This window comes from Pseudomonas sp. m6p (assembly GCF_055760375.1).
Map to the genome: position 1 here is coordinate 1303242 of NZ_CM147084.1, position 23314 is coordinate 1326555.

A 23314-nucleotide genomic window follows, 5' to 3' on the forward strand; every position below is an offset into this window, starting at 1 on the left:
ACACCTCCGGTTCTACCGGTCAGCCGAAGGGTACGTTGCTGGCCCATCGCAACGTGTTGCGCCTGTTCGAGGCCACTGTTGCGTGGTTCGATTTCGGCGCCACGGATGTCTGGAGCCTGTTCCATTCCTACGCCTTCGACTTCTCGGTGTGGGAGATTTTCGGGGCGCTGCTGTATGGCGGCAAACTGCTGATGGTGCCTTACGAGGTCAGCCGCTCGCCGGAAGATTTCTTCGCCTTGCTCTGCCGCGAAGGCATCACCATGCTCAATCAGACGCCGTCGGCGTTCAAGCAATTGATGCAAGTGGCCTGCGCCCCGCAGCATGCGGCGCAAGCACTGGCGCTGCGTTACGTGGTGTTCGGCGGCGAGGCGCTGGAGGTCAAGAGCCTGCGTCCGTGGTTCGAGCGTTTCGGCGATCAGACACCGCAACTGATCAACATGTACGGCATCACCGAAACCACCGTGCACGTGACCTACCGACCGATTTCGCTGGCCGACTTGCAGCGTGATGCCAGCAGTCCGATTGGCGAACCGATCCCGGACCTGTCCTGGTACTTGCTCGACGGTGACCTGAATCCGGTCGCCAAAGGCTGCATCGGTGAGCTGTACGTCGGTCGTGCCGGCCTGGCTCGCGGTTACCTGAACCGCGCGGATCTGACCAGTCTGCGCTTCATTCCCGACCCGTTCGCCGCCGATGGCGGGCGTCTGTACCGTACCGGTGACCTGGCGCGCTATCGCGCCGACGGCGTGATCGAATACATCGGCCGGATCGACCATCAGGTGAAGATTCGCGGGTTCCGTATCGAACTCGGCGAGATCGAAGCGCAACTGCTGGAACAGGCAGCGGTGCGCCAGGCCGTGGTGCTGGCCCAGCCGGGCCTCAGTGGTCAGCAACTGGTGGCGTATCTGGTGCCAGGCGACGCCGCGCTGCTCGACGCAAGCCCGGCCGAACAGGCGCTGTGGCGTGACAGCGTGCGCGCCGAACTCAAGGCCAATCTGCCGGATCACATGGTCCCGGCGCACCTGTTGCTGCTGGCGCAATTGCCGTTGACCGCCAACGGCAAACTCAACCGCAATGCCTTGCCGTCACCGGACGCCAGCCAGGCGCAGCAGACCTATCAGGCGCCGCAAAGCGCGATGGAGCAGGGTCTGGCCGCGATCTGGCAGGACGTGCTGAAGCTGCCGCAAGTCGGCATCCACGACAATTTCTTCGAATTGGGCGGCGACTCGATCATCTCGATCCAGGTGGTCAGCCGTGCCCGTCAGGCCGGCATTCGCCTCAATCCCAAAGACCTGTTCCAGCACCAGACCGTACAGCGTCTGGCACTGGTCGCGCAGTGGGGTGGCGACGAATCGACCATTGATCAGCAAGCCGCGAGTGGTGCGGCGTTGCTGCTGCCGATCCAGCAGCAATTCTTCGCCGACGAGATTCCGCAGCGTCATCACTGGAACCAGTCGGTGCTGCTGCAACCGCGGCAGACGCTGGACGCTGAGAAAATCGAGCAAGTGTTGCGCGCACTGGTGGCTCATCACGATGCCTTGCGCCTGAGCTTCACCCAGCGCGATGGCGTGTGGCAGGCCGAGCACCGCGCGGTCGAGGCGCTACCGCAGAACCTGCTCTGGCAGGAAGGCGTTGCTGATGCCGCCGCCCTTGAAGCCTTGGGTAATCGCGCCCAGCGCAGCCTCGATCTGCAACACGGGCCGCTGCTGCGTGCGGTGCTGGCAACTCTGGCCGATGGCACGCAGCGGTTGCAGTTGGTGATTCATCACCTAGCGGTGGACGGCGTGTCGTGGCGGATTCTGCTGGAGGACCTGCAAAACGCTTATCAGCAGCTGCTCAACGATCAGCCATTGAGCCTGCCGTCCCGGACCAGTGCCTTCAAGGACTGGGGCGAGCACTTGCAGCGCTACGCCAACAGCCCGGCGTTGCAGGCCGAACTGGATTATTGGCAGGCCTGCCTGAGCGATGTGAGTACCGATCTGCCATGCAAACGCGTTGACGCCAGCCAGGACAATCGTCTGGCCCAGACCGTACAAACCCGCCTCGGCACCGAGCTGACCCGGCAACTGTTGCAAGAGGCCCCGGCCGCGTACCGCACCCAGGTCAACGATCTGTTGCTGACGGCATTGGCGCGGGTCATCGGCCGCTGGAGCGGGCAGGCATCGACGCTGATCCAGCTCGAAGGCCATGGCCGCGAAGAACTGTTCAACGGCGTCGATCTGACCCGCACGGTGGGCTGGTTCACCAGCCTGTTCCCGGTGCGCCTGACACCGGCAGACACGCTTGGCGAGTCGATCAAGCAGATCAAGGAACAACTGCGCTCGATCCCCAACAAGGGCATCGGTTTCGGTGCCTTGCGTTACCTCGGTGATGCCGGAGCGCAGCAGCGCCTGCAGGCCTTGCCGAGCCCGCGCATCACCTTCAACTACCTCGGGCAGTTCGACGGCAGTTTCGCCGGCGATGACGCTGCGCTGTTCGTGCCGTCGCCGGACAACGCCGGCCTTGATCAGAGCCCGGAGGCGCCGCTGGGCAACTGGTTGACCCTCAACGGTCAAGTGTATGGCGGCGAGCTGCGGGTGGGCTGGACGTTCAGCCGCGAGCGTTTTGACAGCGCGGTGATCGAAGCACTGGCCGCAGATTACGCCGCAGAACTCGCAGCGTTGATCGGCCATTGCCTGACCCCGGGCGTCGAAGGCCTGACCCCGTCGGACTTCCCGCTGGCCGGCCTGACGCAGGCGCAGCTCGACCAGTTACCGCTGGCGCCACGCCAGGTCGCCGATGTGTATCCGCTGTCGGCGATGCAGCAGGGCATGTTGTTCCACAGCCTCTACGAGCAGGCCACCGGCGATTACATCAACCAGGTCCGGCTCGATGTCGAAGGCCTCGATCCGCAACGCTTCCAGCACGCCTGGCAAGCAGCAGTGGACAACCACGACATCCTGCGCAGCAGTTTTGTCTGGCAGGGTGAACTGGCGCGTCCGGTGCAGGTGGTGCACAAGCAGCTGGACATGCCGTTCCGCGTGCTCGACTGGCGTGATCGCGACGCTTGCCAGAGCGATCTGAATGCACTGGCGGCTGCCGAACAGGCGCAAGGTTTCGACCTGAGCCAAGGGCCGCTGTTGCGCATGCTCGTGGTGCGTCTGGACGAGCAGCGCTGCCACTTGATCTACACCAACCACCACATCCTGATGGACGGCTGGAGCAACTCGCAGTTGCTCGGCGAAGTCCTGCAACGCTACAGCGGGGTTGCCCAGCCGCCACTGGCCGGGCGTTACCGCGATTACATCGAATGGCTGCAGCGTCAGGACGTGCAGGCCAGCGAACGTTACTGGACCGCGCAACTGGCTGACCTGCAAGCGCCGACCTTGCTCGCGCAAGCGTTGCAGGCGCAGCGCGGCGATGCACCGCGCGACGGCCACGGCGAACATTTCTGCGTGCTCGACGCTGAGCAGACGCGGCGTCTGGGCGAGTTTGCGCGCCAGCAGAAAGTCACCCTCAACACGCTGATTCAGGCGGCATGGCTGCTGCTGTTGCAGCGCCTGACCGGCCAGCCGTGTGTGGCGTTCGGCGCCACGGTGGCGGGGCGTCCGGCCGAGCTCAAAGGGGTCGAGCAGCAGATCGGTCTGTTCATCAACACCTTGCCGGTCATCGCCAGTCCGCATTCGCCATCGAGCGTTGGCGAATGGTTGCAGAGCGTGCAGGCGCAGAACCTGGCCTTGCGCGAGCATGAGCACACCCCGCTGTTCGACATTCAGCGCTGGGCCGAGCGCAACGGTGAGGCGCTGTTCGACAACATTCTGGTGTTCGAGAACTACCCGGTGTCCGAGGCGCTGGCGCAGGGCGCACCGCAAGAATTGCGCTTCGGTGAAATCCACAATCATGAGCAGACCAACTATCCGCTGACGCTGCTGGTGCACTTGAGCGACGAGTTGTCGATGCACTTCAGCTACCAGTGCGAAAGCTTTGCCGCGCACAGCGTGGTGCAACTGGCCGGGTATCTGCAGCGCTTGCTCGGGCAGATGAGCGAGTCGGGGCAGCGTTCGCTTAGCGAGCTGAACCTGATTGAACATAGCCCTCAGGTGAACAGCGATTTCGTCACCGAGCAGTGCATCCATCAGGCCATCGCCCGTCAGGTGGCGGCGACCCCGGATGCCTTGGCGGTGACCTTTGCCAATACGAAGTTGACCTACGCCGAACTGGACGCGCAGGCCAACCGTCTGGCGCACAAACTGCTCGAGCTGGGCGTCGGCCCGGAAGTGCGCGTGGGCGTGGCGATGCCGCGTTCCGAGCAGTTGCTGATTGCCTTGCTTGCGGTGCTCAAGGCTGGCGGTGCGTACGTGCCGCTGGACCCGGATTACCCGGCGGATCGCGTTGCCTACATGCTGGAGGACAGCCGTGCGCGGGTGCTGCTCACCGAACAGGCCGTTGCCGCGATCCTGAGCGTGCCGGGCGATACCCAAGTGCTGCTGTTGGATCAGCTGTCGCTGAGCGACTATTCAGCTGTTGCGCCAAAAACTACGGTGCAACCGGACAACCTGGCCTACGTGATCTACACCTCCGGTTCCACCGGCAAACCAAAAGGCGTGGCGATTGCCCATCGCAACGTCATGGCGCTGATCGACTGGTCGGCCAAGGTCTACCGCCGCGACGACATTCAAGGCGTACTGGCCTCGACGTCGGTGTGCTTCGACCTGTCGGTCTGGGAGCTGTTTGTCACTCTCGCCAACGGCGGTTCGCTGATCATCGCCCGTAATGCCTTGGAGCTGCCGCACCTGCCGGCCCGCGATCAAATTCGTTTGATCAACACGGTGCCGTCGGCAATTGCCGCGCTGCAACGTGCCGGGCAGATTCCGCCAAGCGTGCGCATCATCAATCTGGCGGGTGAACCGCTGAAACAAGCGCTGGTGGAGGCGTTGTATCAGCAGCCGACGGTCGAGCACGTCTACGACCTGTACGGCCCGTCGGAAGACACCACCTATTCGACCTGGACCCGCCGCAGTGCCGGTGGTCAGGCACGGATTGGGCGTGCCCTTGATCACAGCGCCAGCCATCTGCTGGATGCCGATCTGCACGCGGTGCCGCAGGGCGTTTCGGCGGAGCTGTACCTGTCCGGCGCCGGCATCACGCGCGGTTATCTGGGACGTGCGGCGATGACCGCCGAGCGCTTCGTACCGAATCCTTTCGTCGGCAACGGCGAGCGCCTGTACCGCACCGGCGACCTGATTCGTCAGCGCGAGGAGGGCGAGCTGGAGTACATGAGCCGGATCGACCATCAGGTGAAAATTCGTGGCTTGCGTATCGAGCTGGGCGAAATTGAAGCGCGTCTGCTGGCGCATGCCGCCGTGCGTGAAGCGGTGATCGTCGCCAGCGAAGTCTCGGGCAGCCAGCAACTGATTGCCTATCTGGTGCCGAGCGATCCGGCGATCATCGACGCCAACGCCGAACAACAGGCCGCACTGCAGCAAAGCCTCGGCAACTGGCTGGGCGCGACCCTGACGGATTACATGGTGCCGAGCCACCGCCTGTGGCTGGCGCAGCTGCCGCTGACTCCCAACGGCAAGATCGATCGCAAGCGCCTGCCAGCACTGGAGCTGAGTGCCGCGCAGTTGCATGTCGAACCGGTGAATGCCACCGAGCAGGCGTTGGTGGAGATCTGGAAAGAGGTGCTGGGCCTTGAGCAGGTCAGTACCCACGACAGTTTCTTTGCCTTGGGCGGCGATTCGATCATCTCGATTCAAGTGGTCAGTCGCGCCCGTCAGCAAGGGCTGGAGCTGAGCCCGAAAGACCTGTTCCAACAACCGACCATTCAGCAACTGGCCCTGTGCGTGCAGGCTGCCGAAGGGCGTGTGGCGCCGGAGCCGGCGCTGATCGATCTGCCGCTGCACGGCTTGAGCGAGGCGCAAGTGTCGCAGCTGCCATTGCCCACCGGGCAACTCGACGGGCTCTATCGCTTGTCGCCGATGCAGCAGGGCATGCTGTTCCTCGGCCTGAATTCGCCGGAATCGGACCTGTACGTCAACCAGTTGAGCGTTCCGGTGCAGGGCCTTGAGCCGCTGCGTCTGCAAGCCGCGTGGGAAACCGTCAGCCGTCGCCACGACATTCTGCGCACCGGCTTCCTCTGGCAGGACATGGCCGAGCCGCTGCAATTCGTGCTCGCCGATCCGCAGTTGCCGTTCAGTCTGCTTGACTGGCGTGAGCAGGATCATTCGGCCGTAGCCTTGCAAGGTCTGGCGGATGCCGAGCGGGCCAAGGGCTTCGACCTTGACCGGCCACCGCTGCAACGGCTGACGCTGGTGCAAGTCAGCGAGCACAGCTATCAGCTGATCTGGACCTACCATCACATTCTGATCGACGGCTGGAGCAGTTCGCAGTTGATCGGTGAGGTGCTGAGCCAGTATTCCGGACGACCACTGGCCGACGCGGTGCCGTATCGCGGTTACATCAACTGGCTGCAACAGCAGGACGCGAACGCCAGCGAAGGTTTCTGGCGTCAGCACCTGAGCCTGCTCGACGAACCGACCTATCTGGCGGACGCGGTGACGCGCACCGGCAGCGGTCGCGGTCACCAGGCGCTGTACAGCCGTCTGGGCGAGGCCCGCACCGAACAGTTGAAAGCCTTTGCCCAGTCGCAGCAGGTCACCCTCAACACCTTGGTGCAGGGCGCGTGGCTGGTGCTGCTCAGCCGTTACAGCGGCCAGCGTTGCGTGGCGTTCGGCGCCACGGTGGCGGGGCGTCCGGCGAGTCTGCCGGCGTCGGAATCGATCCTCGGCCTGTTCATCAACACCTTGCCGGTGATCAAGGACGTGCCGGCCGAGCAGGCCGTGGGCGCCTGGTTGCGCGAGTTGCAGGATTTCAACCTGGAGATGCGCGAGCGCGAATACACCCCGCTGACCGACGTCCAGCGTTGGGGCGGGCGTGCCGGGCAGTCGCTGTTCGACAGCATCATCGTGTTCGAGAACCACCCGATCGATCAGGCGCTGCGCGAGTGGCGCGATGATTCGCTGAAGTTTGGCGAGATCAATAACTCGGGCCTGACCAACTTCCCGATGGACCTGATGGTCACCCTCGAAGACGGGTTGGTGATCGAGTACATGTTCCTGCGCGAACATTTTGATCTGGCGACCGTGGAAGGCATCCGCAGCAACATGGAAGGCCTGCTCACCGCACTGATTCAGGACGCCGGGCAGGCGCTGGGACGCATCGGTCTGCCGACCGGGCACGTCGCGCCTGCGCCGCACGTTGTCGCGCAAGCGCAGACCACGCTGGTACATCAGCGCATTGCCGAGTGGGCTGCGCAGCGGGCTGAACAAACCGCCGTGATCTTCAATGAGCAAGCCTTCAGCTACGGTCAGATCGACGCGCGGGCCAATCGTCTGGCGCATGCGCTGATCGCCGAAGGTGTCGGTCCGGAAGTGCGGGTCGGTGTAGCCTTGCCACGCAGCGAAAACATGATCGTCGCGCTGTTGGCGGTGCTCAAGGCCGGTGGCGCCTATGTGCCGCTGGACGCGACCTATCCCCGCGAGCGCTTGAGCTATCTGATGCACGATTCGGGCATCGCCTTGCTGCTCAGCGATTCGAGTCTGCGTCAGGTGCTGCCGACCCAGGCCAACCTGCAGGTGCTGGAACTCGATCAGCTGGATCTGCGTGCTCAGCCGGATTCGGCGCCGCAGGTCGCGGTGCAGCCGGGCAACCTGGCCTACGTGATCTACACCTCCGGCTCCACCGGTCAGCCGAAAGGTGTCGGCGTGGCGCACGGGCCGCTGGCGATGCACTGCCAGGCGATCGGTCAGCGTTACGAAATGAGCGCGGCCGATTGCGAATTGCACTTCATGTCGTTCGCCTTCGACGGCGCGCATGAGCGCTGGCTGACCACCCTGACGCACGGCGCTCGTTTGCTGATTCGTGACGACAGCCTGTGGACGGCCGAACAAACCTTCGACGCCCTGCACCAGCACGGCGTGAGCGTGGCCGCGTTCCCGCCGGTGTACCTGCAGCAACTGGCCGAACACGCCGAACAACACGGCAATCCGCCGCCGGTACGGATCTACTGCTTCGGCGGAGATGCGGTGCCGGTGGCAAGTTTCGAACTGGCCAAACGCGCACTGCAACCGCAGTACATCATCAACGGCTATGGCCCGACCGAAACGGTAGTCACGCCGCTGATCTGGAAGGCTGCGGTGGATGATCAATGCGGCGCGGCCTATGCGCCGATCGGCAGCGTGGTCGGCGAGCGCAGCGGTTATGTGCTCGACAGCGATCTCAACCCGCTGCCGGCCGGCATTGCCGGTGAGTTGTACCTGGGTGGCGCGTTGGCGCGCGGTTATCTGGGGCGTGCCGGTGGCACCGCCGAACGGTTCGTCGCCAACCCGTTCAGTGCCGACGGCAGTCGCCTGTACCGCACCGGCGACCTGGTGCGCCAGCGTGCCGACGGCACGGTCGATTACCTTGGGCGGATCGACCATCAGGTGAAAATCCGTGGTTTCCGTATCGAGCTGGGTGAAATCGAAGCGCGCCTCAAACAGCAGCCGGGCGTGCGTGACGCCGCCGTGGTGGCCCGCGAGGGCGTCAGCGGCAAGCAACTGCTCGGCTATGTACTGGCCGCTGCCGAGACGCCGGCCGACGGTTTGGGCGAACGTCTGCGCGAGCAACTCAAGGCCAGCCTGCCGGATTACATGGTGCCGGCACACCTGATGGTGCTTGAGCGCATGCCGTTGACACCGAACGGCAAGCTCGACCGCAAGGCCCTGCCGAATCCGGACGTCGAACAGCGCCTGGCCTACGTCGAACCGCGCACCGAGCTGGAAAAAGCCTTGGCGAAGATCTGGCAGGAAGTGCTGAAAATCGAACGGGTCGGGCTCACCGACAATTTCTTCGAGCTGGGTGGCGACTCGATCCTCAGCCTGCAAGTGGTGGCCCGCAGCCGCGTGCTCAAGGCTCAGGGCCTGAGCCTGAAACTGCGCGATCTGATGCAGAAACCGAGCATCGGCGAACTGGTAGCGAGTGTTCAGGGCACGGCGGAAAAAGCCTCCGGGTTGCTGGCGATGAACGCCGAGGTCAAGGGCGTGGCGCCGCTGTTCTGCCTGCACGCCGGTTTCGGCACGGTGTTCGACTACGAGCCGCTGGCGCGGCGCTTGAGCGGTCAACGCCAGGTGTTGGCGATTCAGTCGCGGATGCTGCTGGATCCGGCGTTCAACGACACCTCGCTGCAGGAGATGGCCAGTGATTACCTGGCGCAGATTCGTCAGAAACAGCCGCAGGGGCCTTACCACCTGCTGGGCTGGTCACTGGGCGGTACGCTGGCGATGTTGATCGCCGCGCAACTGGAGCAGGCCGGGCAACAGGTCAAGTTTGTCGGGCTGGTCGACAGCTTCGTGCCGTCGGCGGCGGTCGACGCCGGGGCTGTCGATGACTGGCAAGCCGACCTGCGCGATTTCCTGCAGGTGACACTGCCGGACGCCGCACCGGGCTTGTCCATCGACGGTGAGGAAACGCCGCACAACCTGCGTGCTCTGTTCAAGCGTGCCATGAGTGCCGAGCGCGGGGCGTCGACTTACGTGGCGCTGGGTGCCGAAGAACTGGCGCATGTGTTCAGTGTGGCGCGCCGGCTCAAGCAGCTGTCGCGCAAGCTTGAGCGCTGTGCGCCGCTGACCGTCAACCCGACGTGCTGGTGGACCTTGGGGCGCGAAGCCGAGGCACTGGAGTTGGCGGCGCAACTGGGCCAGCCGGGCATGGGCGGCGAATGGCTGGATTGCGGGCACTTCCAGATCCCGCGCGATGAAACTTTCCTGTCCGAGGCTGAAGAAATGCTTGGCCAGATCGTTGAATCAGTAGTCATGTCCTGAAACCTGCTGTGAAACCCAAGTAGAACCGATCGGGCGCTGATGGCGCCCGATCGGTTTGGAGATTTGAATGTCATTGAATCCTGATATCGCCGCATTTCTGCAACTGGTCGGCAACGGCCGGGCCACTGGCAAACGCGTCGGCATGCACGAGTTGAGCCCGACCGAGGCCCGTGAACAGTTCGATCAGTCATCGCTGCTAATGGACGCCGGCGGTGAAGAACTGGCCGTGGTGGATGAGCTGCAATTGCCGGTGCGTGACGGCGCACTGTTGCACGCGCGGATCTACAGCAATCATCCGTTGCAGGCGGGCGCCGGCCGTCCGGCACTGTTGTATTTCCATGGCGGCGGCTATGTGGTCGGCAGCCTCGACTCGCATGATTCGCTGTGCCGCGCGCTGGCCTCGCTGGCTGATTGCGTGGTGCTGTCGGTGGCGTACCGACTGGCGCCGGAACATCGCTTTCCGACAGCGGCCGATGATGCCCGCGATGCCTGGGACTGGCTGCTGGCGAGTGCGGCTGATCTGGGCATCGATGCGGCGCGGCTGGCGATTGCTGGTGACAGCGTCGGTGGCAGCCTGGCCACGGTGCTGGCTGCGCAACTGACGGCTGCCGCTGTGCAGCCGCGTTTGCAGGTGCTGATTTATCCCGTTGCAGATGCCAGTCGCAGCACGCCGTCGATCGAGCGTTTTGCCGAAGGCTATCTGCTGGAGAAGGCTTCGCTGCAGTGGTTTTACGCGCACTATCAGCGTGATGCCAGCGATCGTTTCGATCCGCGTTTCTCGCCGTTGCTCGGTGAAGTTCCGGCCGATGTCGCACCGGTGCTGATGGTGTTGGCCGAGTGTGATCCGTTGCATGATGAGGGGGTGGCGTATGCCCGGCATTTGCAGGCGGCGGGGGTTGCTGTGGATTTGCAGGTGTACTCGGGCATGACCCATGACTTCATGCGGATGGGGGCGATTGTTGATGAGGCTGAAGAGGCGCTGGGGTTGATTGCTGGGCGGTTGGTGGAGGTGTTTGCTTTGGCTTGACCGGGGTGGGGGGGAATATCCGTTGCTGCGGTAACGGCCACCTAGGGTTCCGCCCTGACGGCGGGTCACTTTGGCAAACGCCCCAAAGTAACCAAAGGGCTTTACCCTGACGTTCGGCCCTCGCTCAGGCTCGGGTTCCTTCGCTGCGGGATTCATCCGGGGGGGCAGCGCCTACGGTTTGCTTCGCTGCACCTCCTCTCGCTGTGTTTGGCTGCGCCAAACGGTCGCTGCGCTCCCACCCCCGGATAAATCCCTCCACTCAGCCTGCCGACGGGCCCTAAGATCAAAAGCGGTACTCGAGCTAACGCTCATCGTGTTGAGTGGGGCGGCTTCGCCGCATGGGGTGTGCACGAATAAAGTTGTGGGAGCTGGCTTGCCAGCGATGGCGGCCTGACAGTCGACCAATTTCTAACTGAAAACACCCGGTCCCACTGTGGGAGCTGGCTTGCCAGTGATGGCTGCCAGCCAGCCGACCAATTTCTAACTGAAAACACTCAATCCCATGTAGGAACTGCCGAAGGCTGTGATCTTTTGATCTGGCTCTGGCTCTTGATCTGGCTTTTGATCTTCAGCCCCTTCGGCAGGCCGAGCGGAGGTGTCCATCCGGGGGTAGGCGCGCAGCGCCGTGCGGCGAAGCCGCATGCATCGAGAGGAGGTGCAGCGAAGCAAACCGTAGGCGATGCTCCCGGATGGGCACCGTAGCGAGGGAACACTGAGCCTCGGCGAAGTGCCGTACGCCGGGGCAAAGCCTTTTGGGTTACCTTTTCGGCGTCTGGAAAAGGTGACTCGCTGTAAGAGCGAAACCGCCAGCAGCAAAACCCGCAGAAACGGATATTCACCCAAAACCCCAAGAGCCTGGTCGGCCCAAAGGCCGCCAAGCCCCAATCAGCCCGCAAAAAAAACGCCAGCAAATGCCGGCGTTTCATTGAGCGCTAAACGTATTACCAGTTGTAGGTCACGTCAGCAGTCATGGTCCGGCCTTCGCCGTAATAGCAATCGAGGGTACCGTTGCACGCGGCCACGTATTTCTCGTCGGTGAGGTTCTGGAGGTTGGCTTGCAGTTTCACGCCTTTGACATGCAGCGGCGATTTCTCCAGGTCGTAAGAGACCATGGCGTCATACACGGTGTAGGACGGAATCTGGAACGAGTCCGACTCGTAATCCGAACCGTAGCTGCTGCGCACGTAGCGGGCACCCAGGCCCATGCCGAAACCGGCGAGGGCGGTGGAGATGTCGAAGTCGTAGTTGACCCACGCGGAGGCGGTCAGCGGTGGACGCATGGCCAGGGTGCGACCTTCGCGCCCGTCGTTGTCTTTCTCCCACTTGGTCTGGTTACGCGACACTGCCGCCAGCACGCGCAGGTTGCGGGTGACGTTGACCTTGCCTTCCAGCTCGATACCGCGCGAACGCACGGAGCCGCTCTGGGTGCTGAAGCCCGGGTTGTTGAGGTCGGTGGTGAGCATATTGTCCTGGTCGATCTGGTACGCCGACAGCTGAATGAAGCCGTCGATCGACTTCGGCTCGTACTTGACGCCGACTTCGTACTGCTTGCCGGTGGTCGGTTCGAAGGCGCCGCCGCTCATGTCGGTACCGGTTTGCGGCAGGAACGATTCGGCGTAGCTGACGTACGGTGTGATGCCGTTGTCGAACTCGTAGCCGAGGCCGGCACGACCGGTGAACTTCTCGTCCTTCTGGTTGCTGTGGCCGCCGCTCAGCGGTTGCTTGTTGTCGGTTTCAGCGAAGTCATAACGACCGCCGAGGGTCAGGAACCACTGGTTCCAGCGCAGTTGATCCTGAGCGTACAGGCCGGTCTGGGTGATGGTGTTGTCCCACTTGTACGGCTGGCGGAAATTGATCTGGCTGCCATACACCGGGTTGTACAGGTCCAGACCTGGAGCGGTGCGGTCGTACAGGCCGAGGAATTTCGAATTGTAGTGGTAGTAGTCCACACCCAGTAGCACGGTGTGTTCGACATCGGCGGTGTTGAACTTGGCCTGGGCGATGTTATCGATGCCGTAGACCTTGTTGTGCTGCGACCAGTCCACCGCATAACGGCTCTGGTAGCTGCCATCGTTAAGGCCGGTGACCGGGTTGGTCGGGAACGAATAACCGTGCAGCGGCGCCACGTACTGGTCATTGATGTCGGCGTAACGCGCGTTCTGCTTCAGGGTCCAGACGTCGTTGAGTTCGTGGGCGATCTCGTAACCGACCACGAACTGCTCGCGGTGGTACTTGTTCACGTCCGGCTCGCCGAGGAACAGGCTGCGGCTGATGCGCCCGGCCTGGCTGCGATGCACGGTGCCGTTGGCCGGCAGGCCCTGGGCTTCCGGTACATCGTGGTCTTTCTGGTACTGACCGAACACAGTGATGGTGGTCTGGTCGTTGGGCAGCCAGGTCAGGCTAGGCGCCAGCAGCATGCGGTTCTGGCTGGCGTAGTCGATGGCCGAGCCGCTGTCGTTGACCACGCCGGTCAGGCGATAGAGGAATTCGCCCTGATCATCGATCGGGCCGCCGAGGTCGAAGGCGCCGTATTTGCGGTCATAGCTGCCGCCACCGAGCTTCACTTCGTGCAGCGGGGTCGCGGTCGGACGCTTGCTGACCATGTTGACGATACCGCCCGGCTGGTTCTGGCCGTACAGCACCGAGGCCGGACCCTTGAGCACTTCGACGCGCTCCAGGGTGTACGGGTCGATCTGCAGCGAACCGCCGGTGCTGCCGCCGCCGTAAGGCATGTGCAGGCCGTCGAGGTACAACGGAGTAGGTGAGAAGCCCCGGGAGGTCGGTTCGTCGAAGATCTTCACCCGGTCCGAGAAACCGCCGCCGGTCATGCCCGGCGTGTATTGCAGGGCTTCGGTGACGGTCTTCGAGCCGCGCATCTTGATTTCGTCTTGAGTGACGACGTTGATGGTCTGCGGGATTTCCTTGAGCGACGAATCGGTTTTCGAACCGGTGGCGCTGCGCTTGGCGACGATCCCGTCGACCGGGCCCCAGGCCGATTCGGCAGTGGCGGAAATGCTGGTCGGGGCCAGATCGAGGCTGGCGCCACCGCTGCTGCGCGAACGCAAGGCGACGTTGTTGCCCTCGACGCTGTAGGCGATGTTGGTGCCTTGCAGCAGTTGCGCGATGGCGGCGGTCGGTTCCAGGTTGCCACTGACCGTGCTGCTGCGCAGACCGCTGACTTCATCCGGGCTGTACAGCACTTGGAGGTTGGTCTGGCGACCGAATTCCTGCAAGGCGCTCCCCAGCGACTGTGCAGGAATATTGATCGCCACGGCGGCGGCCTGGGCCTGGCCGGCCATCGGCACGGTCAGGGCCATGGCGCAGAACGCGGGCAAGGTGCAACGGAAGGAGCGGCGGATCAGCAGGGCCTTGGCGAGCGGGTGGAGTCCGTGCGGTGCGGGCATTGTTCTTCTACTCTTCAAAGTGTTGACTGAGAACTATTTCTATTAACTGTTAGTAAGACGTTGAGCCTTCCGAAAACCGGAAAGCTCAACGCCATTTTTTTTACAAAATTTTCACAGTCAGGCGGGTTGCAGCTCAGTGACCACTTTGCCGGCGCTCATGCGCACCAGTTGGTCGGCGACATCGAAGTAACGATCGTCGTGGGAAATGACAATGATGGTCTTGCCCAGGCGCTTCAGGTCCGGCAGCAGCTCGGTGTAGAAAATCCGCCGGAAGGTCGGGTCCTGATCGGCGGCCCACTCGTCGAACACCAGCACCGGACGCTCCTCCAGCCAGGCGTTGATCAGGGCCAGACGCTTGCGCTGGCCGGTGGACAGGTCGGTGGTGGTGAACGAGCCGTCACGCACGCTGACCTTGTGCGCAATTTCCAGGCGCTCCAGGTATTGGTTGGCGTCTTCCGGGATATGGGTGTCGCCCTGGACCACGTCGTCGAACAGGTAATAGTCGGCGAAGATCGTGGTGAACAACTGGCGGTAATCGTCGCGGTTGCTGGCGTCGACGAGCTGCTGATTGAGGTGGATTTCGCCTTGCTGTGGCGCGTACAGGCCCAGCAGCAACTTGATCAGCGTGGTCTTGCCGCAGCCGTTTTCGCCGACGATGAAAATGATGTCGCCCTGTTCGATTTTCAGGTTCACCGGCCCCAGCCGGAACGGCTTGGCGCCTTCTACCGTCGGGAAACTGTACGAGACATCGGTCAGTTCCAGGCTGTGCACCGGGGTCTTTTGGTGGCCCTGATCGCTGAGCAACAGGTGCGGTTCGGGCGAGGAAAACTGCTCGGAGAGATCGGCAATCCGGCGGAACGCAATCTGCGCGCGACTGACGATCGGCAAAGTGCCGATGATGTGTTCCAGCGGCCCTTTCATGTACAGCAGCACCAGCACGAAGCCGCTCATGACTGCTTTGTCAGCACTCGGCCACAGCGATTGCAGGCCCAGCGCCAGGCCGATCACCACGAAGAACAGCATCGACCCCAAGGTCTTGGCGACCACGAAAATGTTCACCGAACGCACCTGCGTGTCGCAGATCTTGTCGGCCGTGCCTTCGATGCCCGAGACGAACATGCGATGCCGGCGCGGGCGGTGGATGCGCAGTTCCTTGGCGCCCTCGGCGACAGCGTGGTAGTGCTTCTGCAACTCGTCTTCGTAGTCGCGGGCCTTGAGGAAACCCTGCATGCCGCGCCCGCGTGCGATGTACTGAATGACCGTGCCGATCAGGATCGCCACCGCCATCATCAGGAACATCGGCCACGACAGCATCGCCAGGTAGCCCATGCAACCGAGGGTCACGGTCAGGGAAATCGCCAGCGGCGCAAAGGCGAAAGCGAAGTCGCTGATGGTGTCGACGTCGTGGGTCAGCACCGGAATCAGCCGATGGCTGCGATAGCGCTCGATCTGCTCGATCGGCGCCGAGAGGACTTTCTCGCCCAGCTCTTTGCGCAATGTGGCAATGATGTGCTGGCCGACGAAATTGGTGCCGATGTCGGAAAAGATCGAGCTGGTCAGGGCCAGCAGGCACAAGCCGGCAAACACCGCGACCATGGTGCTGGTCAGTGCGCCCTCGGCGTGCAGCACGTTGTTGATGGTCGCCAGCAGCGCGGTGACGCTCAGGCCACCGACCATGCCGAGCAGGATCGACACGCTGACGATCAGTCGAAAGGGTTTGAGCAGGGCGAACAATTCATTGATCACCCCGCGTGTTGGTTTGCTCATGGAGGTTCCCTGCTTGAAGGAGCGGCGAACACCGGCACTGCGCGTGGGGTTCGCCTGGATGACATAGAGGGCGGTGGGCGCACCATGGAGATCGCGCCCAGTTGTAGAACGACTGGCGAGATGGCTAATTTAGCCGGGCGATGGCCTTACAGATCGCGGGCGACCCGGAAGCCGATCCAGTCGCCACGGGTGTCGGTGTAGGTGGCATTGCGGTTGCCCGAACGCGAGAACACCGGGGCCTCGCCCCAGTCGTTGCCACGGATGCGCCGCACTTCGCACTTGCCGCTCAACCAGGCGCTGCCATCGCTAGGCGCGCCGACGTAGTTCTCGTTGTAGCAATCGGCGGTCCACTCATAAATATTGCCGTGCATGTCGTAGACGCCGAAGGCGTTGGCCGGGAAGCTGCCGGCCGGCGCGGTGAAGTTGTAGCCATCAGCGGCGCCGTAGGTGTTGGCGTGTTTGGCGATGCTGTATACCTTGCCTTCGTCGAACGGGAAGGGGAAGGGCCCCGTGCTGCCGGCGCGGGCGGCGTATTCACGCAGCGATTCGCTGACCAGTCGATAGGGCTGGCCGGTCTTCTTCGACAGCCAGGCCACGTACGCTTCGACCTCCGGGAAATCCATGCACACCGCCGGGTGCTTGTCGGTGTACTGCTTGCGCGGGTCGCTGCCCTGATAATCCGGGATCCCGGCCTTGCACGCGCGACCGGGGCGCGTGTCGCCGTCGGGCATCTTGTAGCCGCTGTCCTTGAGGTAGGCGTCCCACTCGCCGCGCAGAATCTGGAAACGGCTGATCGCCAGCGGTTTGGCAAACGTCACCGGGTGCATCGGCCCTTCATCCGGCTCGCGGCCAACCTCATCCTCCGGGGTGCCCATGGTAAACGTGCCGGTGGGCAGCACGACCATTTCCGGGCAGTCCTTGCAGTCCTTGAACACCTTGCCCGGCGCAGGCGGGGTGGCGGCCTGCGCGGCGCCCGGCAGCAGGCCGGCGGCGAGGGCGGTGAGCATCAGCGCCGGCAGCGCCTTCAAGGAAAATCGACGCAGTTCACTGTTCATTGTGAGTCTCGCTAAAAGGAAAAAGGGAGCGTCCGGGTCAAAGGGCCTGATCGAGCACGGCCAGCAAACGGTCGATTTGCTCTTCGTCGTTGAGCAGCCCCGGCGCGGTGCGAATCACTGGGCCGACGTCGCGGTGCACGGCATCGGCCACCACGCGGTTGGCCATCAGGTGCGCGGCGATCTTGTCGCTGTCCTTGCCCTTGACCCGGAAGAAGGTGAAGCCGGCGGACAGCTCAGGGCTCAGTGGCGTCACCAGTTCGATCTGCGGCCGTTGCTGCAGGCGTTGTTTCAGGTAGCTGTTGAGCGCGTGAATGCGCGCCTCGACCTCGGCCTTGCCCAGCTCAAGATGCAATTTGAACGCTTCGTCCAGCGCCCAGCGGTGTTCGAACGAGTGATAGCCGCCGGGCGTCATGGTGGTGGAAAACGCCGTGGCTTCGGAGAACGTTGGAATGATCGGGGTGACGTACCTGACTTCGGCGAAGCGACTGCAGACGATGCCGGTGCCGCGCGGGCCGAACATCCACTTGTGGGTGCCGGCGATGAAGAAGTCGCAGTTCATTTGCGCAAAGTTCAGGTTGTCCACGCCGAAGCCATGCACCCCGTCGACCACGTAAACGATGCGGTCAGCGTCGCTGCGACCGCGGTTGTGCCGGTCGACGATGGCGCCGATTTCACCGATGGGCAGTTTCATGCCGCTGCCCGAATGCACCCAGCACATGCCCAGCACCCGGGTTTCGGGGCGGATGGCGCCGTCGATGGCAGCGAGGATTTCTGCTTTGCTGGCGCTGTACGAATCCTTGAACAGACGAATTTTGCGCACTCGGGTGCCGTCGCGTTCGCTACGCAGGGCGAGGATGGTGTGGGTCGCGTAGTGCTCGTGCTCGGTGGTGAGGATTTCCTGGTCGGGGCGCACGTGCACGCCGCCGTAAATCATCGCCAGACCTTCGGTGGTGCTGCCGGTCAGGGCGATCTGTTTGGCATCGGCTTGCAGATAGCGACCGGCCCAGACCCGCACGTTCTCTTCGCGCTGTTCGATTACGCCGAGGTCCCAATCCATGGCCAGGCCGGGATTTTTGTCGAGGGCGGCGCGGTGCCGCTCAATCGCCTCGCGCACCGGTTTCGGGTGTGAGGTAATCAGGAAATTGGAGAAGTGCAGATATGCCGGATCCTGGTCGAACAGCTGCTGCAACCGCGTCCACTTGTTGCCGGTCGCGGGCGCGGCGTTCGCGGCGCCGGCGACATTCGGCAGGCTCGCGCCCAGTGGCAACGCCGCCGCGAGAATCCCCGCCTGCTTCAAGAACTCACGACGATTGCTCATGGCTGGGCAGTTCCCGGCGCGGCGGCCAGGGCCGGTTTCGCGGCTTTCTCGACTTGATCCCAGACCCGCAGGAAGTTGCCGCCCCAGAGCTTGGCGATGTCCGCTTCGGAGTAACCACGTGAGATCAGCTCGGCGGTGACGTTACGGATGTCGCCGACGTTCTCGAAGCCTTTGACGCCACCACCTTCGTTGAAGTCGGAGCTGATGCCGACATGGTCGATGCCGATCTTGCGCACCGCGTAATCGATGGCATCGCCCAGATCCTTGAGGCTGGCTTTCGGTTCCTCTTCGAGGATCGCGTACAGGCGACTGGCGTACTGGCCGAACTTCTGCTCCGACCACGCGGCAATGATCGGGTCGCCCGGCATCAACGCCATCGCCAGGTTCGGCAGCGGCGGCAGGTCGAAGTCCTTGCGCATCGCGTTGAGCTTGTCCTGGGTTTGCTGGGTGAGCGGACGCAGGTACTGCGAAAACGCAACGATCTGCACCACGCCGCCGCTGTTTTTGATCAGTTGCATTTCCTTGTCGCTGAGGTTGCGCGGAATGTCGACCATCGCACGTGGCGCCGAATGCGAGGCTACCAGCGGCGTGCGGCTCAGTTGCGCAACTTGTTCGAGGGCTTTGGTCGACATTTGCGAGACGTCGATGATCACGCCCAGATCGTTGAGGCGCTTGACTGCCTGCTTGCCCAGATCCGAGAGACCGTCGAGGGCGTCCGGCGAATCATTGAGAAATGGCAGCGGCCGCGACGAATCCGCCCAGTCGTTGTTGCCGATGTAGCTGAAACCGAACATGCGCATGCCGCGCGCCGTCCACAGGTCCAGCAGGTTGAGGTCGTGGCCCAGCGGATAGGCGTTGAGCATGCTGATGAAAATCGCGAATTTGCCTTCGCCGTGCAAGCGCCGGAAGTCGTCGGGGGTGTAGGCGATGGCCACCTGATTGGGGTAGTCGCGAACCATCCCGGAGATGATCTTGAAGCGGATTTCCTGCTGATTGCGCGCCTCGTCGACGAAGCCGGGGGTTGGCTTGTGCGGGGCGTTCGGGCCGTTCCACATTTCCGGCCAGCCGAAGATGGTCAGGGCGGCGCCGGACAGGCGTCCACGGTTGGCCTTGGCGAGATCGAACTGGCCGTCGCCGTCCTTGTCGGCTTCGTGGCCGTCGGTGCCGAAATTTTGCGTCAGGCTGACATGGCTGTCGAAAGAGAGCATGCGTTCGTGCAGCTCATCGGCCTGCTTCATGACTTTGGCCGGGTAGCCGAGGTCGTCCTTGAACCAGTGATGCCACACGGCAAAGCCTGCGCCGGCGCTGATCGCCAGGGCCAACGGCAGGCCGATGAATAGAGCCTTTTTCGAACGTGGTTTTGTCATTGCCATCTCAGTCAGGTTCGCCATCGAGGTGCAGGCGCGGGGGCCTTCGCTATCTGGGAAGAACGAGTGGATGGCGGCAAAATTTAAGCCTGGCACTGTGGCGAGGGGATTTATCCCCGATCGAGTGCGAAGCGCTCGCAAAGCCTGCGAGCGCTGTCCCTTCTGGTGTCGCCGCCAAGGTCGGATGGGAGTTGCTTCGCAACTCATCGGGGATGAATCCCCTCGCCACGGGTCATCAGCGCCGGGCGCGTTAAATTTGCCGGGGCAACAAACGTTCTAGCTTGGATAAAGCCTGCTTCATGGCTGACACAGGTAGGGCAATGAAGATTTCTCGACGATGGTTCATGGCGGGCCTGGCGCTGACCGGCGCTGCCGTGCCTGCGGCGTATTTCGGGCATCGTGAATGGACGAAGCCGGACCCGACGATCACCCCGGGCGAAGCGTCTTTCGATGTCGCGGATATGGCCGGGCAGCGCCTGGCGAATGCGTTGCGCGGGGTGTGGGATATCCGTTTTGAAGGTGCCGATGCCGGCCTCGAAGGCTTGCAGCCCAAAGGCCTGCAAGTGTTTCTCGACATTGGCCAGAAGGGGCGCGGGGTGTGCGGTTTTCTCGACACGTCCGAGCGCCTGCGTTCCGCTGAAACACCGCGTTACCGGATTCTGGGCGACCTCGCAAAAGCCGATGCGGCGAAACTGAGCTGGCGCCTGATCGGCGCCGACGGCCAGATCAGCTATGAGCTGGAGATGATCCTCGATGAGGTCTGGGCCGACTTCGGCAATGCCGGCAGTGGCACCCTCAGCGGCAAGGCCTTGCGCCTGGATCGCTCGCTGGCCTTGCCGGCGCAGGACAACCGCTTTGTCGCCGTCAAACGGCTGTTTCCCGAAGCCCGCGAGCGCACGCCGCTCAACCCGACGCTGCTGGCGTGGCTGATCTCGCCCGAGCACCGCCTGTTTCACCAGTTGTGGCATGCGACCCGGGACAAGTGGCACAAACTGCCCGAGGACAAACGCGAAGCCTTGCGCGGCATTGGCTGGCAGCCCGGCCCGCGCGACAAGGAGCGCGATGCCCGTGGCCCGCGCAAGGATCGCAATGGCTCGGGTGTGGACTTTTTCTTCATGCACCGGCACATGCTCGGGACGGCGCGCTCGATGCAGGAATTGCCATCCTGGGAGTTTTTCCCGCTGCCGCAGCCGGAGCTGATCCGCGACCGTGTCGGCTTCGCCCGCTATTTCGACAACCACGACGGCTCAGCCTTGCCGCCGACCTGGACGGCGGCGGGCGATGACGAATTCAGTCAGTGGGTCAGCGACATCAAGACTGCCGAGACTTACGAAAGCAACTTTCAGGTCTGGGAGTCGCAGTATCGCGATCCGGCGTATCTGGCCCGGCTCACCCTCGGCGAGTTCGGCTCCGAAGTCGAACTGGGCCTGCACGACTGGCTGCACATGCGCTGGGCCTCCGTGCCGCGCGATCCGTCCAACGGTCAGCCGGTGCCGTTTGCCCGCGATCCGGCGGACTTCGCGGCCCGCTGGTACAACGCCGAAAACGACTTCCTTGGCGATCCGTTTTCTTCCCACGTCAACCCGACGTTCTGGCATTTCCATGGCTGGATCGATGATCGCATCGAGGACTGGTTCCGCGCCCACGAGCGTTTTCACCCGGGCGAAGTCACGCGGCTGCAGGTCAATGGCGTGCCATGGTTTGCCCCGGGGCGCTGGGTGGAAGTCGATGACCCGTGGCTCGGACCGATCACCCATGGCTGCAGCTCCACGCCGGGATTGCAGAAGGGCAAAACGGTGGAGATGGATCCGGAAACCATGAAGCTGGCGCTGCGCATCACCTTTATCACCGACGAGGAAAAACTCGCCGGCCTGTTCCGTCGCGTGCCGCAACGGCCATGGTATGCGCGCAATCTGAAGGCTAAAACCAGCCCGGCTTGAGGGCTGCGTCATCGATCATTCGCGAGCAGGCTCGCTCCCACAGGTTCAGGTGTCAGGCCGAGAGAGCGGCAACATCGTCAATCAATGTGGGAGCTGGCTTGCCAGCGATAGCATCGGGTCAGGCAACGTTGATGTTGGGAGTGCTGGCCTCATCGCTGGCAAGCCAGCTCCCACAGGGTTGTTGTGTTGATTCGATTACAGCGTCTGCCACCCGCCGCCAAGTGCCTTGTACAGCGCAATGCTCGCCTGCACTCGTGACAGCCGTAGTTGTGCATGCTGATCCTGGGCCGCGTACAGCGTGCGCTGGGTTTCCAGCACGGTCAGCAAGTCTTCGGCGCCGGCCTGGTAACGGCTCTGCGCGATGTCGAATGCGGTCTGCGCCTGATTCAGTTCTTCGTTCTGCCACAACCGCTGCTCATCCAGGCGACGAATGCTATTGAGCGCTTTTTCCACATCGGCAAACCCGTTGATGATCGCCCCACGGTAGGTGTCCAGCAGCTCTTGCTGGCGCGCCATGGCCTTGTCGCGTTCAGCACCGAGACGACCGTTATTGAAAATCGGCGCGACCAGTCCGGCGGTCAGGTTGTAGAAAGGGCTGCGAATCAAATCGTCGAACTGATTGGCGCCCGAGCCGAGTTGGGCGGTCAGGGTCAGTGCCGGCAACATGGCCGCGCGAGCGACTTTGACGTCAGCTTCGGCGGCGGCCAGTTGGGCTTCGGCGCGTGCGATGTCCGGACGATGCGTGAGCAACTCGCTGGGCACGCCGGCGTCGATATCTGGCCATTGCAGGTGATCGAAGGACTCCGTCGCCGACAGTTGCTGCACCGGTCGGCCAAGCAGGGCGGCGAGGCTGATCAGCGCGTCCTGGGCTTGCTGTTGCACGCGCGGCAGTTGCCATTGCTGGGCGGCGACCAGGCTCTTCTGTTGCGCCAGTTCCAGCGCGGTGGCTGAGCCTGAATCAAACCGCGTCTGCACCAGTTTCAGCACGCTTTGCGCGTTGGCCAGATTGAGTTCGGCGATGCGGCTCTGCTCGCGTAGCGACAAGGTTTGCGCATACGTGCTGGCAACGCCGCTGAGCAATGTCAGTTCGACCGTCGCCCGGTCGAATTCGCTGGCCTGCAGAGCGAACTGCGCACTGTCGCGCGAGGCGCGTTTGCCGCCCCAGAAATCGATTTCGTAGGTGGCGCTCAGGTTGGTATCGAAATAGTCCACCGCCTTGTTGCTGCTGTTGGCATCGAGTTGGCTGTAGCCATTGCCGCGCAGCAGTTTCTGCCGATTGGCATTCAGGCCGGCTTTGACCTCCGGCAGCTGTGAGCCGCCAGCGATGACGGTGCCCGCCTGCGCCTGACGCACGCGAGCAACGGCAGCCGCGAGGTCGAAACTGCCGACGCGCGCCTGCTCGATCAGACGATCCAGTTCCGGGCTGCCAAATTGCGTCCACCATTGCGGGTTGTTGCGGGCAACGCTGGCGCTATGGGGCGACTGCCAGGCAGCTGGCGTTTGCACGCCACTGTCCGGGCGCTGGACGGGACTGCCGCAGGCGCTGAGCAACAGGCACACGGTCAACAGGCTGAGACGCGGTTTCATAGATCGA

At 63.1% G+C, this 23314-nt stretch carries 9 protein-coding genes (1 of these 9 running past the window's edge); 3 read left to right on the forward strand and 6 right to left on the reverse strand.

Annotation, left to right across the window (positions count from 1 at the left end; all coding sequences use genetic code 11):
- On the forward strand, window positions 1-9842 hold the 3' portion of the coding sequence (locus ACYZUM_RS06030) for a non-ribosomal peptide synthase/polyketide synthase (protein WP_473061303.1). Its footprint begins 5155 nt before the window's first position; only the last 9842 of its 14997 coding nucleotides appear in the window; its start codon lies beyond the left edge, outside the window; it ends in the stop codon at window positions 9840-9842.
- A 67-nt stretch (window positions 9843-9909) separates the two neighbouring features.
- Window positions 9910-10869: an alpha/beta hydrolase gene (locus ACYZUM_RS06035; RefSeq protein ID WP_108182195.1), complete on the forward strand. Its 960-nt coding sequence runs from the start codon at window positions 9910-9912 to the stop codon at window positions 10867-10869.
- A 941-nt stretch (window positions 10870-11810) separates the two neighbouring features.
- On the opposite strand, the gene ACYZUM_RS06040 is transcribed toward ACYZUM_RS06035, so the two are convergent.
- The 5 genes from ACYZUM_RS06040 to pvdM form a co-directional block, all read right to left on the reverse strand.
- On the reverse strand, window positions 11811-14273 hold the full coding sequence (locus ACYZUM_RS06040; protein ID WP_108182196.1) for a TonB-dependent siderophore receptor: 2463 nt from the start codon (window positions 14271-14273) through the stop codon (window positions 11811-11813).
- A gap of 117 nt (window positions 14274-14390) precedes the next feature.
- Window positions 14391-16040: a cyclic peptide export ABC transporter gene (locus tag ACYZUM_RS06045; RefSeq protein WP_108182197.1), complete on the reverse strand. Its 1650-nt coding sequence runs from the start codon at window positions 16038-16040 to the stop codon at window positions 14391-14393.
- A gap of 146 nt (window positions 16041-16186) precedes the next feature.
- A complete protein-coding gene (pvdO, locus tag ACYZUM_RS06050) occupies window positions 16187-17095 on the reverse strand; it encodes a dihydropyoverdine dehydrogenase (RefSeq protein WP_108182198.1) in 909 nt (302 codons plus the stop codon).
- 37 nt (window positions 17096-17132) lie between these two features.
- Window positions 17133-18413 (reverse strand): pyoverdine-tailoring periplasmic protein PvdN, encoded by a 1281-nt coding sequence (gene pvdN, locus ACYZUM_RS06055; RefSeq protein WP_108182199.1) that lies wholly within the window; start codon window positions 18411-18413, stop codon window positions 17133-17135.
- Window positions 18410-19780, reverse strand: a complete 1371-nt coding sequence (gene pvdM, locus ACYZUM_RS06060; RefSeq protein WP_108182200.1) for a pyoverdine-tailoring dipeptidase-like protein PvdM — start codon at window positions 19778-19780, stop codon at window positions 18410-18412. Before pvdM ends, pvdN begins: the two co-directional genes overlap by 4 nt.
- A gap of 320 nt (window positions 19781-20100) precedes the next feature.
- On the opposite strand from pvdM, the gene pvdP reads away from it, so the two are divergent.
- Complete coding sequence (gene pvdP / locus ACYZUM_RS06065; RefSeq protein WP_108182201.1) at window positions 20101-21720, forward strand: pyoverdine maturation tyrosinase PvdP; 1620 nt, start codon at window positions 20101-20103, stop codon at window positions 21718-21720.
- A gap of 195 nt (window positions 21721-21915) precedes the next feature.
- Here the strand turns inward: pvdP and ACYZUM_RS06070 are convergent, their stop codons facing one another.
- Window positions 21916-23307 carry an efflux transporter outer membrane subunit gene (locus ACYZUM_RS06070; RefSeq protein ID WP_108182202.1) on the reverse strand — a complete coding sequence of 464 codons (1392 nt, stop codon included), beginning with the start codon at window positions 23305-23307 and terminating at the stop codon, window positions 21916-21918.
- Window positions 23308-23314 lie beyond the last annotated feature (7 nt).